Origin of the sequence: Kaustia mangrovi, assembly GCF_015482775.1 — a bacterium.
Lineage (GTDB): Bacteria > Pseudomonadota > Alphaproteobacteria > Rhizobiales > Im1 > Kaustia > Kaustia mangrovi.
On sequence record NZ_CP058214.1, the window covers coordinates 389,306 to 406,159 of the forward strand.

Sequence of the window (16,854 nt, forward strand, 5' to 3'; positions counted from 1 at the left end):
CGAAATCCGATATCGCCCATCCGGGTCGTACAGGCCCGCATTGGATTTCCAAGACTGGAGTTCCAAGCGTTGCCGGATCGACCCCCTCTCACACGACTCAACGCATTGTGCAGGGTCTGTTGCGCGTAATCAACACGCGATGTTGCAATTTTACGACGCCTGGTCCGCCGGCCGGCGCCAGGAGGAGATATTGCCGGCCCCGCGCATGGCGGCGATGCCGTGGTCGCGCATCTTCTTGCGCAGGGTGTTCCGGTTGATGCCGAGCAGGTCCGCGGCCTTGATCTGATTGCCGTTGGTGGCGGCGAGCGCCGCGGCGATGAGTGGCGCCTCGACCTCCGACAGGATCCGGTTATAGAGCCCCGGGGGCGGCAATCTGTCGCCGAACCCGCCGAAATAATCGGCGAGATAGTTCTCCACGAATGACGACAGGCTCACCTGATCGGCTTCCATGACGCCATTGCCGCCGCGATGGTCGGTATCGACGAGCTCCTGGTCGACGATGGCCGCCGTGATGGTCTCGTCGGCATAGATCGCGGCGAGGCGGCGGATCAGGTTCTCCAGCTCGCGGACATTGCCCGTCCAGCGATGACGCTTGAGGCGTTCCACCGCTTCCGGCTCGATCTGCTTGGCGGGCAGCCCTTCCTTCTCCGCCACGGAGAGGAAGTGGCGCACGAGGTCGGAAATGTCCTCCAGCCGCTCGCGCAGGGGCGGCAGGCGGATCGGCACGACGTTCAGTCGGAAATAGAGATCCTCGCGGAACATGCCCTGGGCGATCTGGTGGCGGAGATCGCGGTGAGTGGCGGCGATGATGCGCACATTGGCCTTGATCGGCGTCGAGCCGCCGATGGTCGTGAACTCGCCCTCCTGGAGGACGCGCAGAAGCCTTGTCTGGGCCTCCATGGGCATGTCGCCGATCTCGTCGAGGAACAGCGTGCCGCCCTGGGCCTGCTCGAACCGGCCAGCATAGCGCGTTGTGGCGCCGGTGAAGGCGCCCTTCTCGTGGCCGAAGAGCTCCGATTCGATGAGCTCCCGGGGGATCGCCGCCATGTTGAGCGCCACGAACGGCCCCTTGCGGCGGCGCCCGTAATCGTGGAGCGCGCGAGCCACGAGCTCCTTGCCGGTGCCCGACTCGCCCATGATCATCACGGTGAGGTCGGTCTGGGTCAGCCGCGCGATGATGCGGTAGATTTCCTGCATGGCCGGCGAATGGCCGATGACGGGCAGCGTTTCCGGCGTGCCCGCGCTGATCGCGTTGCGCGGCTTGCGCCTGGCCTGCTCCAGCGCGCGCCCGACCACATGGATGAGCTCGTTCAGGTCGAACGGCTTCGGCAGATATTCGTAGGCTCCGCGCTCCGCGGCGGTAATTGCCGTCATGATGGTGTTCTTGGCGCTCATCAGGACGACGGGCAGCTCGGGCCGCATCTTCTTCACGCGCGGCATGAGGTCGAAGGCCGTCTCGTCCGGCAGCACCACGTCGGAGATCACGAGATCCCCCTGCCCCTCCGAGATCCAGCGCCACAGCGTCGCCGCATTGCCGGTCGAGCGCACCGCATAGCCTGCGCGCGCAAGCGCCTGGTTCAGAACGGTGCGGATGGCCGTGTCGTCGTCGGCGATGAGTATCGTCTTATTGGCCGCCATGGTCCTGCTTGTCCTCTGCGGGCTGGTCCCTTTCGCCGGTGAACATCGGCATGAGCACGCGGAAGGTCGTGCGCCCGTTCTGGGAATCGCACTCGATGATGCCGCCATGGTCGCCGATGATCTTGGCGACCATGGCCAGCCCCAGCCCCTTGCCGGTGGCCTTCGTCGTCACGAACGGATCGAACAGGTGCGCCACGATATCCTCCGGGATCCCCGGTCCCGTATCGTGGACGCAGAATTCGAGCGGCAGCATGACGCGCTCGTCGGAGCCCGGAATGCTCAGCCGCACGCCCGGACGGAACGCCGTCGACAATGTGATCTCTCCATCTCCGCCTTCCGACAGAATGGCTTCCGCGGCATTTTTCACCAGATTCATGAAGACCTGGATGAGCTGGTCCCGGTTGCCGAGCACCGGCGGCAGAGACGGATCGTAGGCCTCCGAGATGGTGAGGTCCTTCGCAAAGCCGCTCTCCGCGACCGCCTTCACATGGTCGAGGACGGCATGGATGTTGACCGGCTTCGTCTCCGGCGGGCGCTCGTCGGAGAACACCTCCATCTGGTCCACGAGGGTGCAGATACGGTCCGTCTCCTCGCAGATGAGCCGCGTCAGGGTGCGATCCTCCTCCCCCACCGCGGTCTCCAGGAGCTGGGCCGCGCCGCGGATGCCCGACAGCGGGTTCTTGATCTCGTGGGCCAGCATGGCGGCCATGCCGGTCACCGACCGTGCCGCATTGCGGTGGGTGAGCTGACGGTCGATCTTGTGCGCCATGGACCGGAGCTGGAACACGATCACGATCGTCCCGTCCTGTTCCGACAGGGGGGTGACCTGAAGGTCGACCAGCCGCTCGCCGCCGGTGCGCGGCGTGCCGACATCGACGGCGTACTCGTTGACCGTCGCGCCGGTGTCGCGCACCTGCTGGACAAGCGTCAGCAGCGGGCTTGCGAAAGGCACCACATCGTCGATGCGATGGCGGCCGAGCACGGTCGCGCTCGTCTGGAAGAAGTTCTCCGCCGATACGTTGGCGAACACGATCCGGTTGCCGTCCGCCACAGTCAGCACGGGATCGGGCAGCGCATTGATCAGCGCGTCCGGATCCGCCCTCGCCAGCACGTCGGTGGTCGCCTTGTCGCCAGCCATCAGGCCGCCATCCTTTCATCGAGCGCGGCATCGAGCCCGTCGAGCATCTGCCAGATCGTCCGCGGCTCCTCCTCCCGGCACAGCCGGCTCCGCCAGGAGCGCGCCGTGCCGGCGTCCATGAGGCCGTCCTCCACGAAGCCGTCGAGATACCAGCCGAAATGCTTGCGCATGCAGCGCACGCCCTGCCAGAGCCCGTAATGGTCGAGCATGGCCGCGAAATGCCGCCGCACGATCGCCATGCGTTCGCCCGCATCGGGCAGCACGGGCGCCCCGCCCTCCTCGAGCGCGCGGGCCAACGCGCCGGGCAGCCACGGCTTGCCATAGGCGCCGCGCCCGATCATCGCGCCGTCGGCGCCGGACCGGGCGAGCATCTCGCGCACGCCGGCGAGCGAACGGGCGTCGCCATTGGCGATGACCGGAACGCCGACCGCCTCCTTCACCTCGCGGATGGCGTCCCAGTCGGCCCGGCCCTCGTAGAACTGGCAGCGCGTGCGGCCGTGGACGGTGACCATGCGGACGCCCGCGCCCTCCGCGCGCCGGGCGAGCTCCGGCGCATTGCGGCTCGCATCGTCCCAGCCGAGCCTCATCTTGAGCGTGACGGGTAGCACGGTCGCGCCGACCGTCGCCTCGATCAGCGTCAGCGCATGGTCCAGGTCGCGCATGAGGGCGGAGCCGGACAGCCCGCTCGTGACCTTGCGAGCCGGGCAGCCCATATTGATGTCGATAATGTCGGCGCCCAGATCGGCGGCCACGCGCGCCCCCTCGGCCATCCATCGGGCCTCACGCCCGGCGAGCTGGATCGCGAAGGGCTGGACCGCCCCCTTCCCCGTGGCGCGCAGAAGGGTTTCGGGATCGGCGCCGGCGAGCTGCTCGCTGGCCACCATCTCCGACACGACGAGCCCCGCGCCGAGCTCATGGGCGAGCACGCGGAACGGCTCGTCCGTGACGCCGGACATGGGCGCCAGGAAGACCCTGCTGTGAATGTCGAGCTTGTCTATCGTGATGCTCATAATTTGAGCAAATCTGCCATACGATTAAATCGTGGGCAGATAGTGCCCCAAACCGGGCAAGAGCGCAAGCGGCCTGTTTGTCTTGCCGCCCGGCACCGGCTGCTGATAAACCCCTTTCTCGACGATCATTCAAGGCTTGATGTCCATTCATGCTCACCGCAGCGCTCATTGTCGCGGCAGGCTCCGGCCAGCGCGCCGGCGGCGATCTCCCGAAACAGTACCGGACCGTCGGCGGGCGCACCGTGCTCGCCCGCACGGCGTCTGCCTTCCTCGACGCGCCGGATGTGGATCTCGTGCAGGTCGTGATCGGCGCGGGCCACGAGGATCTCTATGAGGACGCGACAGCGGGCTTCGCCCTGCCCGCCCCGGTCACCGGCGGCGCGACGCGTCAGGCCTCGGTGCGGCTCGGCCTCGAGGCCCTGTCGGCGCGCGGCGTGGAGCGCGTGCTCATCCACGATGCGGCGCGCCCCTTTGTCGGCCCTGCCCTCATCTCGCGCGTTGTCGGCGCGCTCGGCTCCCACGAGGCGGTGCTGCCGGCAGTCGCCGTGGCCGACACGCTCAAGCGGGTCGATGGGAGGGCACGGTCTCCGCGACCGTCGACAGGACGGGCCTGTGGGCCGCACAGACGCCGCAGGGCTTCCGCTTCGAGGCCATCCGCTCGGCCCACGCCCGCGCCCATGACGAGGGCCGTTCCGATTTCACCGACGATTCCGCCCTTGCCGAATGGGCGGGGATCCCTGTTCATGTGGTCGAGGGAGAACCTGCCAACATGAAGCTGACCACCAATGCCGATCTGGAGGCGGCCGGGCGCCAGCTCGACGCGCAGGACTGGCTGCGCCGCGGCGATGTGCGCACCGGCCAGGGCTTCGACGTCCACGCCTTCGCGCCCGGCGACCACGTGATCCTGTGCGGTGTGACGATCCCGCACGAGGCGCGGCTCTCCGGCCATTCCGACGCCGATGTCGGCATGCATGCGCTGACCGACGCCATTCTGGGCGCGGTCGGGGCCGGCGATATCGGCGCGCATTTCCCGCCGAGCGATCCGCAATGGAAGGGCGCGGCGTCCGATATCTTCCTCAAGGCCGCCTGCGATCTGATCGCGGAACGCGACGGCGTGATCGCCCATGCCGACATCACGCTCATCTGCGAGGCGCCGAAGATCCGCCCCCATGTGGAGGCCATGCGCGAGACGCTCGCGCGCATCATGGGAATCGATGCGGCGCGCGTCAGCGTGAAGGCGACGACCAGCGAGCAGCTCGGCTTCACAGGCCGGCGCGAGGGCATCGCCGCTCTTGCCGCCGCCACCGTGCGCCTGCCCTTTGCCTGAGCGTTTCGCGTAGGCCATCATGGCCGGCACGGGCCGGCGCCCGAGAAACCCCGAGGCCTGGAGGATACCCGCGATGTTCGACCGCGACGTCATCATGGAAGCCAAGGAGGTGCTGGACCTCTGCCGCAGCGCCGGGCTCAAGGTCGCGACCGCGGAATCCTGTACGGGCGGCCTCGTTTCCGCCTGCCTCACCGACATTGCCGGCTCGTCGGATGTCGTGGAGCGCGGCTTCGTGACCTATTCGAACGACGCCAAGATGGAGCTCCTCGGCGTGCCTGCCGACATGCTCACCGCCCATGGCGCGGTCTCCGAGCAGGTCGCCCGCGCCATGGCGGAGGGCGCGCTGGAGCGGTCCCATGCGGATATCGCGGTCAGCGTCACCGGTGTCGCCGGGCCCGGCGGCGGCACGCAGGACAAGCCGGTCGGTCTCGTCCATCTCGCCTGTGCCCGGCGCGAGCAGGCGACCGACCATCGCCGCATGATGTTCGGCGATCAGGGCCGCCAGCGCATCCGGATCCTGAGCGTGCGCACCGCCTTCGTGCTCATCGCCAACCAGATCGGCCGACCGAGCCTCGCCTGACCGCAAGTTGCGGTCCGATAGTCCATATCCCTCAGGCGGTCGCTTCCTGGCCGAGCTCGGGATGCTCGCCGTAAAGCGCGTTGGCGCGCGCCCGGAAGGCGTTGGCGATCTTCTCGAAGGCCTTCTCGAACATCATGCCGACCACGAGCTGCAGCGGCATGTGGCGCATGCGGTAGGTCACGGCGAACTCGATCTCGGAACTGCCGTCGTCGAGATCGTGGAAGTACCAGTTCGTCTCGAGATGCTTGACCGGCCCCTTGTTGGAGAAGACATGGATATGCCGGCCCGCCGGATCGAGCGTGACGTCGCTGACGAAGGTTTCGTGGATGCCGAGCTGGGCATAGCCGACGACGAGGGAAGCCTCCAGGAACTCGCGCCCCTCGCCCTCGTCGGACCGGCTGTGCACCGTGGCCTTCTCGCACAGCGGCACGAATTCCGGGTAGGTCTCGATATCGGCGGCGAGCGCGAACATCTCGTCGGCGCCATAGGGCATGCGATAGGTGGTGTGAAAGTTTCGCATCGTGCGGCGAGACTTACGCCCTGTCGTGTTGTGTGCCGGCTGCGCCCTGCTTGGCGAGCATCGCCGCCCGGGCGGCCCTGAGCCGCTCGAAATCCTCGCCCGCATGGTGCGACGAGCGCGTCAGCGGGCTCGCGGAGACCATGAGGAAGCCCTTCGCATAGGCGGTCGTCTCGTAGCCCTTGAACTCGTCGGGCGTCACGAACCGGTCGACCGCAGCATGCTTGCGGGTCGGCTGGAGGTACTGGCCGATGGTGATGAAGTCCACATCGGCCGCGCGCATGTCGTCCATCACCTGGAGGACCTCCATGCGCTCCTCGCCCAGCCCGACCATCATGCCGGACTTGGTGAAGATCTCCGGATCGATCTCCTTGACCCGCTGGAGCAGGCGCAGCGAATGGAAATAGCGCGCGCCGGGGCGGACCTTCAGATAGCGCGACGGCACCGTCTCCAGATTGTGGTTGAAGACGTCCGGACGCGCGGCGACCACGATCTCCAGCGCCCCGTCCTTGCGCAGGAAGTCGGGGGTAAGGATCTCGATGGTGGTCTCGGGGCTGCGCCGGCGGATCGCGCCGATCACCTCGGCGAAATGCTGCGCCCCGCCATCGGCGAGGTCGTCGCGGTCGACGGAGGTGATGACCACATGGCGCAGGCCGAGCTTTTCGACGGCCTCCGCGACATGGTCCGGCTCGTCCGGGTCGAGCGCGTCGGGAAGGCCGGTGCGCACATTGCAGAAGGCGCAGGCGCGCGTGCACACCTCGCCCATGATCATGAAGGTCGCATGCTTCTTCGACCAGCACTCGCCGATATTGGGGCAGGCCGCCTCCTCGCACACCGTCACGAGCTTGTTCTCGCGCACGATCTGGCGGGTTTCCCGATAGACGGGCGAGCCCGGCGCCTTGACGCGGATCCAGTCCGGCTTGCGCATCACCGGATTGTCCGGCCGGTGCGCCTTTTCCGGGTGGCGCGGCGCGTTGGGCGCCGTCACCGTATCGACGAGAGTGACCATGAGAAAATGCCTGAGCCTAGATCGATAGTCCGATCTTCTTCAAAAGGTTAGAGCGACTTATTCGCGTTCGGTTGTTCGCGTCCGGTTGAACGCACGTCGCTCTAGCGTCCTCGAACCAGATTGAGTCCGAACAGCAGAATGATGGCGCCGACAATAGCAACGATCAGCGTGCCCCAGAAGCCCGGCGCGACATGAAGCCCCACGACGCCCGCGAGCCATCCGCCGAGAAGCGCGCCGACCACGCCGACGATCAGATTGGTGATCAGGCCATGATTCTTCTGCATGACCTTTTCGGCGATATAGCCGGCGAGGAGGCCGACCACGATCCAACCCAGTATGCCAAGGCCCATTCCGTTCTCCTTCGGGTTTGCCCTTCCCCACTCCGGGAGGCCTGTGCCCCAGCGGGCGCGCCCATGCGATCTCACATGTGGATAACGCGCCCATAGGCGTCAAGCACGGCCTCGTGCATCATCTCCGAAAGCGTGGGATGGGGGAAGACCGTATGCATGAGCTCTTCCTCCGTCGTCTCCAGATTCATGGCGACGACATAGCCCTGGATGAGCTCGGTGACCTCCGCGCCGACCATATGGGCGCCGAGGAGCTGGCCGGTCTTCTTGTCGAACACCGTCTTCACGAGGCCTTCCGGCTCGCCGAGCGCGATCGCCTTGCCGTTGCCGATGAAGGGGAAACGGCCGACGCGGACCTCGTGGCCCTTCTCCTTGGCCTGCGCCTCGGTCAGCCCGACACTCGCGATCTGCGGCTGGCAGTAGGTGCAGCCCGGAATCTTCAGCTTGTCCATCGCATGGGGCTTGAGCCCGGCGATGGCCTCCACGCAGATCACGCCCTCGTGCTCGGCCTTGTGGGCGAGCATGGGCGGGCCCGCCACGTCGCCGATGGCGTAGACCCCGGGCTCCGCCGTCTTGCCGTAGCCGTCGGCGACGATGATGCCGCGATCCGTCTTCACCTTCGTCGTCTCGAGCCCGATATCCTCGATATTGCCGGTGACGCCGACGGCGGAGATCACCTTGTCGACCGCGATCTTGCGGCTTTCCTTGCCGTCATTGACGGTCGCGGTGACGCCCGACTTCGTCTTGTCGAGCTTTTCGACCTTCGCGCCCGTCATGATCTCGATGCCCTGCTTCTCGAAGCGCTTGCGGGCATGGGCGGCGATCTCGGCGTCCTCTACCGGCAGGATCTGGTCGAGAATCTCCACCACCGTCACCTCGACCCCCATCGTGTGGTAGAAGGAGGCGAACTCGATGCCGATGGCGCCAGAGCCGATCACGAGCAGCGATTTCGGCATCTCCTTCGGCACCATGGCCTCGAAATAGGTCCACACCTTGTCGCCGTCGGGCTCGAGCCCCGGCAGGGCACGCGGGCGGGCGCCGGTGGCGAGGATCACATGCTTCGCCTTGTAGGTGCCGGCGTCCTTGCCGTCCTTCTTCACCGCGACCTTGCCCGGGCCGTCGAGCCGTCCGCGCCCGTCGATCACCGTGACCTTGTTCTTCTTCATGAGGTGCCCGACGCCCTTATTGAGCTGGGCGGCGACCGCACGCGAGCGCTTGACGATGGCCTCGGTATCGTAGCCGACCTTATCCGCGGTCAGGCCGTAATCCTTGGCGTTCTGCATATAGTGGTAGATTTCCGAGGACCGCAGCAGGGCCTTGGTGGGAATGCAGCCCCAGTTGAGGCAGATCCCGCCCAGATGCTTCTCCTCCACGATGGCGGTCTTGAGGCCGAGCTGGGCTGAGCGTATGGCGGCCACATAGCCGCCCGGCCCGCCACCGATGATGATCACGTCAAAGCTGGTCTCGCTCATTCACTCGCCTCGTTTCAGCCTTTGGGGGGACCTGGTCCCGCCAGTCCCGCGACGGCGGGGCCGGCCTCGCCTCACACCAGCATCATTGCCGGTTCCTCGATGCAGTTCTTGAACGCCGCCAGCAGCTTCGCGCCGAGCGCGCCGTCGACCGCGCGGTGATCGGTCGACAGGGTGACCGTCATCATGGTCTTGATCGCGATCTCGTCGCCGACCACCACGGGCCGCTTCTCGCCCTTGCCGACGGCGAGGATCGTCGCATGCGGCGGGTTGATGACGGCGGAGAAGTCGCGCACGCCGAACATGCCGAGATTGGAGACCGCCGTCGTGCCGCCCTGATATTCGTGCGGCATGAGCTTGCGCGAGCGCGCGCGGACGGCGAAATCCTTCATCTCGCTGGAGATCGCCGAAAGGCCCTTCGCCTCCACCTGGCGCACCACCGGCGTGATCAGACCGCCCTCGATGGCGACCGCCACGCCGACATCGGCCCGGCGGTGCTTCAGCATGCCGCCCTCCGTCCAGGTGACATTGGCGTCGGGCACGCGCATTAGCGACATGCCGAGCGCCTTGATGATGAAGTCGTTAACGGAGAGCTTGTAGGCGGGCTTGCCGTCCTCGCCCTCCGGCGCGCGCCCGTTGAGCTTGGAGCGCAGGGCGAGCAGCTCGTCGAGCTCGCAATCGACCGTCAGGTAGAAATGCGGGATGGTCTGCTTCGCCTGGGTGAGCCGCTCCGCGATGATCTTGCGCATGGAATCGTGCGGCTCGACATCGTAGGTGCCCTCCTCGTAGAGCTTGAGGATCTCCTTGTCGGCCATCGGCGCGGCGGCCTTCGCGGGCGCTGCGGCTGCGGCGGGCGCCTCCGCTGCCTGCGCCGGAACGCCCTTCTCCCTGGCCTCCTCGATATCGCGCTTCACGATGCGGCCATGGGGGCCCGAGCCCTTGAGCGCGGCAAGGTCGATCCCCGCCTGTTCGGCCATGCGCCGGGCGAGCGGCGAGGCGAAGATGCGCCCACCCTTGCCTTCGGCGTCTCCCCCCGCCGACGGCGCTGCCTTGGGAGCCGCCTCCTCCGCCTTCTTCTCGGGCGCGGATGCGGCCGGCTTTTCTTCCTTCTCTTCCTTCGCTTCGGCCTCGTCCTTCTCCGGCTTGGCCGGGGGGCCGCCGGCATCGAAGTCCTTCAGCGCGTCCTTGTCCTCGCCCTCTTCCAGGAGCACCGCAATGGGCGTGTTGACGGCGACCTCGTCGGTCCCCTCATCGACGAGGATCTTGCCGAGCGTACCCTCCTCGACCGCCTCGACCTCCATGGTCGCCTTGTCGGTCTCGATCTCGGCGATAACGTCTCCCGGAGCGACGCTGTCGCCCTCCTTGACCAGCCATTTGGCGAGCTTGCCCATCTCCATGGTGGGCGACAGCGCGGGCATCAGAATGGGCGTGGGCATGGCTCTTTTGCGTCCTGCTTTGTGTCGTCGGATGGCTTCAGGGAGTTCCCCGTGTCCCGAAGGCGCCCCGCCGGGGCGTCACAGATAGAGAAGCTTGCGTGCCGTCTCCACGACCTCGTCGGTCGACGGCAGGGCGAGTGTCTCCAGATTTGCGGCATAGGGCATGGGCACATCCTTGCCCGTGACGCGCGCGACCGGCGCGTCGAGCCAGTCGAAGGCATGCTCCATGATCTGCATCGCGATCTCCGAGGCCATGGAACAGACCGGCCAGCCCTCCTGCACCGTGAGGCAGCGATTGGTCTTCTTCACGCTCTCGATCACCGTGTCGATATCGAGCGGCCGCAGCGTCCTGAGATCGATCACCTCCGCCTCGATGCCGTCTTCCGCCAGCCTGTCGGCGGCTTCGAGCGCATGCTGCATGCCGATGGAGTAGGAGACGATGGTCACGTCGCCCCCCGCCCTCGCGATCCGGGCCTTGCCGATGGGCAGCACCCAGTCGTCGAGCTTCGGCACGTCGAAGGAGCGTCCGTAGAGGATCTCGTTCTCCAGGAAGATCACCGGGTTGGGATCGCGGATCGCGGCCTTGAGCAGCCCCTTGGCGTCCGCCGCCGTATAGGGGGTCACGACCTTCAGGCCCGGCACATGGGCATACCAGGAGGAATAGTCCTGGCTGTGCTGGGCGGCGACGCGGGCGGCCGCGCCGTTGGGCCCGCGAAACACCATGGGGCAGCGCATCTGGCCGCCGGACATGTAGTGCGTCTTGCCGGCGGAGTTGATGATCTGGTCCATGGCCTGCATGGCGAAGTTGAAGGTCATGAACTCGACGACCGGCTTGAGCCCGCCGAACGCCGCGCCGATGCCGAGCCCTGCAAAGCCGTGCTCGGTGATCGGCGTGTCGATGACGCGCTTGGCGCCGAATTCCGCCAGCAGTCCCTGGGTCACCTTGTAGGCGCCCTCGTACTCCGCGACCTCCTCGCCCATGACGAAGACGCTGTCGTCGCCGCGCATCTCCTCCGCCATGGCGTCGCGCAGGGCCTCGCGAACGGTCGTGGAAACAAACTCCGTGCCCTCCGGAACCTCCGGGTCGGCGGGCGCCGCGGTCGCGGGCGCTGCCGGTTCCGCGGGCCGGGATGCGGGCCGCTCCTCCCCTTCCGGCGCCTTTGAGGCGGCTTCGGTCTCGTCGGGTGCGGACCGGGTCTCGCTGTCCGCGCCGTTTCCGGACGATCCGCCCTCGAGGCTCGCGACATCGATATCGCCGGCATCCTCGCCATCGCCCAGCACCACCGCGATGAGCGTGTTCACCTTCACACCCTCCGTGCCGGCGTCGATCAGGATCTTTCCGACCTTGCCCTCGTCGACCGCCTCGACCTCCATGGTCGCCTTGTCGGTCTCGATCTCCGCGATGACGTCGCCGGGGGCGATCTCGTCACCTTCCTTGACCAGCCACTTGGCCAGCGTGCCCTCCTCCATGGTCGGCGAGAGGGCGGGCATGAGGATCGGCGTCGGCATGTGTCTTAACCTCCCAACCGGGCGGCGGCGCAGCGGGCCGCCTTCCACGGATCATCGCCCCCGGAGCGGGGCGTTTCGAACGAGTGTAGCAGCAAGGGGCGGCCCATGGTCACGGGACGAGGGCCGTCACGACTCGACATAGACATCCGTCCACAGCTCGGACGGATCGGGCTCGGGATCGGACTGGGCGAACTCGGCCGCCTCGGAGATGATGTCGCGCACCTCCTTGTCGATCTTCTTCAGCTCGTCCTCGCTGGCATGGCCGCCGTCGAGCAGGCGCTGGCGGACCTGTTCGATGGGATCGTGCTCCTGGCGCATCTTCTGCACCTCGTCGCGGGTGCGGTACTTCGCCGGGTCGGACATGGAGTGGCCGCGATAGCGATAGGTCATCATCTCAAGAATGATCGGCCCGTCGCCAGCGCGGCAATGCTCCGCCGCCTTCTCGCCGGCGGCCTTGACCGCGCGCACATCCATGCCGTCGACCTGTTCTCCGGGGATGCCGAAGACCGTGCCGCGATTGTGCAGGTTCTCCGCATTCGCCGCGGCGCGGGTGATGGAGGTGCCCATGGCGTAGCGGTTGTTCTCGATGGCGTAGATCACCGGCAGCTTCCACAGGGAGGCCATGTTGAAGCTCTCATAGACCTGGCCCTGATTGGCCGCGCCCTCGCCGAAATAGGTGACGCACACCCGGTCGTTCTCCCGATACCGGTTGGAGAAGGCCAGTCCCGTGCCGAGCGGGACCTGCGCGCCCACGATGCCGTGACCGCCGAAGAAGTCCTTCTCCTTGGAGAACATGTGCATGGAGCCGCCCTTGCCCTTGGAATAGCCGCTGCGGCGCCCGGTGAGCTCGGCCATGACGCCCTTGGGGTCCATGCCGCAAGCGAGCATGTGCCCGTGGTCGCGATAGGAGGTGATGACCTGGTCGCCCTTCTCGATGGCGAGCTGCATGCCCACGACCACGGCCTCCTGGCCGATATAGAGATGGCAGAAGCCGCCGATATAGCCCATGCCGTAAAGCTGGCCGGCCTTCTCCTCGAACCGGCGGATCAGCAGCATCCGGCGCAGTGCGTCGAGCTCCTGTTCGGGCGTGAATTCGGGAACGGCGGGAGTGGCGGCCTTGGACGACCGGCGCGCACGCGTCGCCGGCTTGCCGTCAGACGATTTGCGGCTGGCGGGCGTTTTCCGGCTTGCCGGTTTCGCCGCCGTCGATTTCGTCTGTGTCTTGGACTTGCGGGGCGCCATGACTGCCTCTCCCTGACGATGCTTTTGGGCGAGGATAGCCAGTTCAGGGCCGTCGCGCCAGAAGGAATTTCACCCTTCCGGTTTTCGATAAGATACTGTTTAAGCGTTATATTTTCGTCATTAACAGAATTTCGGTTAATTCGCCGGTTTCCGGTCGAGATCGCCGGAGTCGAGCAGGATGACACGGTCGTTGGGATGGGCGAATTCCAGCAGGGCGCGCGCCTGCCGGTCGAGCATGTCGGGATCGATGCCGTCCGGGCGCAGGAGCGCGACCTTTTGCTCCAGACGCTCGCGTTCGGCGACCAGGGCGTCGAGCTTGCGCTCCAGCCGGCCCACCTCGAACTCGCGCGCCTTGACCCGCTCCATGCCCCGGCTGCCATAGACGCCGTGCCAGGCGAAATAGCCGAGCGCGGCAAGGCAGACAGTCATGAAAAGCAGTGCCGATCGGTGCTTGCGCATGGGCGCCCCAACGCTTTGTGAATATCGCGACCGTCACCCTAGGCCGGACAAGGTTAATGCTTTGCTGAAAGGCGACTGCGTCACCGCCGCTGCCCCGGGGATTTCTCCCGGGACAGCGGCGGCGCATCGCATCCGGGCGAGGCGAAGGACCCTAGACGATGTGGCGATAGGCCGGAAGCGTGAGGAAGGCCTCGAACCGGTCCTGGGTCGACATGGTGCGGAAGATGTCGATGGCCTCCGGGAAGCGCCCGGCGTCGTAGGCCTCCGCCCCAACCTCCTCGCGCACCCGCGCCATCTCCTCGTCGAGGCAGCGCTCGAAGACGTCCTTCGTCACCTTCTGGCCGCCCTCGAGGCTCTCGCCGAATTTGAGCCACTGCCAGATCTGGGCCCGGCTGATCTCGGCGGTCGCGGCATCCTCCATGAGATTGTAGAGCGGCACCGCGCCCCGCCCCCTGAGCCAGGCCTCGATATACTGGACGCCGACGCGGATATTCTCGCGGAACCCGGCCTCCGTCTTGGTGCCCTCATGGACCTCGAGCAGCTCCTTCTGGCCGACCGAGACGTCCTCGCGCCGATTGTCGAGCTGGTTGGGGCCCGGCATGAGCGCGTCGAACACCTCCTGAGCGACCGGCACCAGATCGGGATGGGCGACCCAGGTGCCGTCGTGGCCGTTGCGGGCCTCGCGTTCCTTGTCGGCGCGCACCTTCGCAAGTGCCGCCTCGTTCGCCTCCGGGTCGCGCCGGTTGGGGATCTGGGCCGCCATGCCGCCCATGGCGAAGGCGCCGCGCCGGTGGCAGGTCTTGATGAGCAGCAGGCTGTAGGCATTCAGGAACGCCTTGCTCATGACCACCTGCCCGCGGTCCGGCAGGATGAACTCCGGCTTGTTCCTGAGCGTCTTGATGAAGGAGAAGATATAGTCCCAGCGCCCGCAATTGAGCCCGACAATATGGTCCTTGAGCTCATAGAGGATCTCGTCCATCTCGAACGCCGCCGGCAGCGTCTCGATGAGCACCGTCGCCTTGATGGTGCCGACAGGAAGTCCGAGCGCCTCCTGGGCGTGGCGGAACACCTTGTCCCACAGCCGGGCCTCCAGATGGCTCTCCATCTTGGGCAGGTAGAAATAGGGTCCGGAGCCCTGGTCGAGCGCGGCGCGGGCATTGTGGAAGACATAGAGACCGAAATCGAACAGCCCGCCGGCGACCGGATCGCCGTCGACTGTCATATGCTCCTCCACCAGGTGCCAGCCGCGCGGCCGCACGATCAGCACGGCGGGATCGTCGGAGAGCCTGTAGGCCTTGCCCGATGCGGGATCGGTGAAGTCGAGCGCGCCGGCCCAGCGGTCCATCAGATTGAGCTGGCCGTTGAGCATGTTGTCCCAAGTCGGGGAGTTGGCGTCCTCGAAATCGGTCATGAAGACCTTCGCGCCCGAATTGAGCGCGTTGATGACCATCTTGCGGTCGGTCGGGCCGGTGATTTCCACACGCCGGTCCTGCAGATCGCCGGGAATGTAGCCGACCGTCCAGTCGCTCTCCCGAATCTCGCGGGTTTCCGGCAGGAAGTCCGGCAAGGCCCCCTCGTCGAACCGCTTCTGCCTCTCAACCCGTTCCGTCAGGCGCGCGCGCCGCTCCGCCTCGAACCGGCGGTGCAGATCGGCAACGAAGGACAGCGCATCCGGGGTCAGCACACGCCCCTGGTCGCCGGCGACCGGGCTCTTGAGCGCAACACCCGCCGGCAGGCCGGATTGGGAAGCATCCGCAACTGACATGACATCGATCTCCTGTAGCGTTTATCCAGCCGGGGAAAACCACGAGAGGTGCCGCGTCTCAAGACGGGTTTCCACAGGCCGGAAGGTCGCCCCGGATCGCGCCGCTGCCCCCTCAGCCGAGCCGCGCCGGCCGCGGGCCTCCGCACGCCCAGTCCAGCAGTTCCACCGTGTGCAGGACGGGGACGCCGGTGCCGGAGGAGATCTGCGTGATGCAGCCGATATTGCCGGTCGCGATGAGGTCCGGGCGCGTGCTCTCGATATTGCGGACCTTGCGCGCCTTCAGCCGGTCGGCGATGTCCGGCTGAAGGATATTGTAGGTCCCCGCGGAGCCGCAGCACAGATGCCCCTCCGGCACGTCGCGCACGTCGAACCCGGCCCGTTCGAGCAGCGTCCTGGGTTCGGTGCGGATCTTCTGCCCGTGCTGCATGGAGCAGGCGGAGTGATAGGCCACGCGCGCCTTGACCGGAGCCCTGGCGCCGCGAAGCCCGATCGCGCTCATATATTCGGTGATGTCGCGCGTGATCTCCGAGACCCGTGCGGCCTTCTCGGCATATTCCGGATCGCGGGAAAACATGTGCCCGTAATCCTTCACCGTCGTGCCGCAGCCCGACGCGTTGATGACAATGGCGTCGAGCCCCTCCCCGTCCATCTCCGCGATATAGGCGTCGATATTGCGGCGCGCGCGGGCCATGGCGTCGTCCTCGCGGCCCATATGGTGGGTCAGCGCGCCGCAGCAGCCCTGCCCCTGCGGCACGACGACGTCGATGCCGTGGCGCGCGAGGAGGCGGCGCGTGGCCGCGTTGATCTCCGGCGCGATGACCGACTGCACGCAGCCCGTGAGCAGCGCCACCCGCCCCCGCCGCTCGCCGGACCGGACAGGTTCGGCCGCCTCGCCCTTCGCAGATCCGCCCGATGGCGCGAGCGACAGCATGGCGGCCAGCGGCTTCAGCACCGGCACGAGACGCAGGAGCGGCGCGGCGGGACGGCCGAGCCGCGCCAGCGCCAAAGCGAGGCGCATGCGGCCGGGCTCGGGCAGGATGCGCGCGATCAGGGCGCGGATCGCCCGGTCGGGCAGCGGACGGCGATAGGTCTCCTCGATCCGCGTCCGCGCCTGGTCCACCAGATGCATGTAGTCGACGCCCGACGGGCATGTGGTCACGCAGGCGAGGCACGACAGGCACCGGTCGATATGCTTCACGAGCTGCGGGCTCGCCGGCTTGTCCTCCTCCAGCATGTCCTTGATGAGGTAGATGCGCCCGCGCGGCGAATCGAGCTCGTCGCCTAGCAGCACATAGGTCGGACAGGTCGCCGTGCAGAAGCCGCAATGCACGCATTTGCGCAATATGCCGTTGGCCTCGGCAATGCGCGGATCTGCGAGCTGGTCTTGCGTGAAGTTCGTCTGCATCGC

At 66.8% G+C, this 16,854-nt stretch carries 14 protein-coding genes and 1 pseudogene; 2 read left to right on the forward strand and 13 right to left on the reverse strand.

Going from position 1 to position 16,854, the window contains the following annotated elements; translation table 11 throughout:
* Positions 1 to 150: 150 nt before the first annotated feature.
* Genes ntrC through dusB form a run of 3 tightly spaced genes read right to left on the reverse strand, consistent with a single transcriptional unit; the run spans position 151 to position 3,786 of the window.
* Positions 151 to 1,638 carry a nitrogen regulation protein NR(I) gene (gene ntrC / locus HW532_RS01850; RefSeq protein WP_213162794.1) on the reverse strand — a complete coding sequence of 496 codons (1,488 nt, stop codon included), beginning with the start codon at positions 1,636 to 1,638 and terminating at the stop codon, positions 151 to 153.
* Positions 1,625 to 2,776 carry a two-component system sensor histidine kinase NtrB gene (locus HW532_RS01855; RefSeq protein ID WP_213162795.1) on the reverse strand — a complete coding sequence of 384 codons (1,152 nt, stop codon included), beginning with the start codon at positions 2,774 to 2,776 and terminating at the stop codon, positions 1,625 to 1,627. Before HW532_RS01855 ends, ntrC begins: the two co-directional genes overlap by 14 nt.
* Positions 2,776 to 3,786 (reverse strand): tRNA dihydrouridine synthase DusB, encoded by a 1,011-nt coding sequence (gene dusB / locus HW532_RS01860; RefSeq protein WP_213162796.1) that lies wholly within the window; start codon positions 3,784 to 3,786, stop codon positions 2,776 to 2,778. The genes HW532_RS01855 and dusB overlap by 1 nt, the downstream gene beginning before the upstream one ends.
* A 149-nt stretch (positions 3,787 to 3,935) precedes the next feature.
* Between dusB and HW532_RS01865 the strand changes: the two are divergent.
* Positions 3,936 to 5,113, forward strand: a pseudogene (locus HW532_RS01865) (bifunctional 2-C-methyl-D-erythritol 4-phosphate cytidylyltransferase/2-C-methyl-D-erythritol 2,4-cyclodiphosphate synthase).
* Positions 5,114 to 5,186: 73 nt separating this feature from the next.
* On the forward strand, positions 5,187 to 5,693 hold the full coding sequence (locus HW532_RS01870; protein WP_213162797.1) for a CinA family protein: 507 nt from the start codon (positions 5,187 to 5,189) through the stop codon (positions 5,691 to 5,693).
* 31 nt (positions 5,694 to 5,724) lie between these two features.
* On the opposite strand, the gene HW532_RS01875 is transcribed toward HW532_RS01870, so the two are convergent.
* From HW532_RS01875 to glcF, 10 genes are all read right to left on the reverse strand, one after another.
* Positions 5,725 to 6,213, reverse strand: coding sequence for a type II toxin-antitoxin system RatA family toxin (locus HW532_RS01875; RefSeq protein WP_213162798.1), 489 nt, complete (start codon positions 6,211 to 6,213; stop codon positions 5,725 to 5,727).
* Positions 6,214 to 6,226: 13 nt separating this feature from the next.
* Positions 6,227 to 7,219, reverse strand: a complete 993-nt coding sequence (lipA, locus tag HW532_RS01880) for a lipoyl synthase (RefSeq protein WP_213162799.1) — start codon at positions 7,217 to 7,219, stop codon at positions 6,227 to 6,229.
* A gap of 101 nt (positions 7,220 to 7,320) precedes the next feature.
* A complete protein-coding gene (locus tag HW532_RS01885) occupies positions 7,321 to 7,569 on the reverse strand; it encodes a GlsB/YeaQ/YmgE family stress response membrane protein (RefSeq protein ID WP_213162800.1) in 249 nt (82 codons plus the stop codon).
* Positions 7,570 to 7,640: 71 nt separating this feature from the next.
* Positions 7,641 to 9,038 carry a dihydrolipoyl dehydrogenase gene (lpdA, locus tag HW532_RS01890; protein ID WP_213162801.1) on the reverse strand — a complete coding sequence of 466 codons (1,398 nt, stop codon included), beginning with the start codon at positions 9,036 to 9,038 and terminating at the stop codon, positions 7,641 to 7,643.
* 71 nt (positions 9,039 to 9,109) lie between these two features.
* On the reverse strand, positions 9,110 to 10,471 hold the full coding sequence (locus HW532_RS01895) for a pyruvate dehydrogenase complex dihydrolipoamide acetyltransferase (RefSeq protein WP_213162802.1): 1,362 nt from the start codon (positions 10,469 to 10,471) through the stop codon (positions 9,110 to 9,112).
* A gap of 78 nt (positions 10,472 to 10,549) precedes the next feature.
* Positions 10,550 to 11,980 (reverse strand): pyruvate dehydrogenase complex E1 component subunit beta, encoded by a 1,431-nt coding sequence (locus HW532_RS01900; protein WP_213162803.1) that lies wholly within the window; start codon positions 11,978 to 11,980, stop codon positions 10,550 to 10,552.
* 126 nt (positions 11,981 to 12,106) lie between these two features.
* On the reverse strand, positions 12,107 to 13,222 hold the full coding sequence (gene pdhA, locus HW532_RS01905) for a pyruvate dehydrogenase (acetyl-transferring) E1 component subunit alpha (RefSeq protein ID WP_213162804.1): 1,116 nt from the start codon (positions 13,220 to 13,222) through the stop codon (positions 12,107 to 12,109).
* 135 nt (positions 13,223 to 13,357) lie between these two features.
* Positions 13,358 to 13,651, reverse strand: coding sequence for an FtsB family cell division protein (locus HW532_RS01910; RefSeq protein ID WP_213162805.1), 294 nt, complete (start codon positions 13,649 to 13,651; stop codon positions 13,358 to 13,360).
* 181 nt (positions 13,652 to 13,832) lie between these two features.
* Positions 13,833 to 15,446, reverse strand: coding sequence for a malate synthase A (gene aceB, locus HW532_RS01915; protein WP_213162806.1), 1,614 nt, complete (start codon positions 15,444 to 15,446; stop codon positions 13,833 to 13,835).
* Positions 15,447 to 15,558: 112 nt separating this feature from the next.
* The gene (gene glcF, locus HW532_RS01920; RefSeq protein WP_213162807.1) at positions 15,559 to 16,851 is read right to left on the reverse strand and encodes a glycolate oxidase subunit GlcF; all 1,293 of its coding nucleotides are present in this window, start codon (positions 16,849 to 16,851) and stop codon (positions 15,559 to 15,561) included.
* Between the last annotated feature and the right edge of the window lie 3 nt (positions 16,852 to 16,854).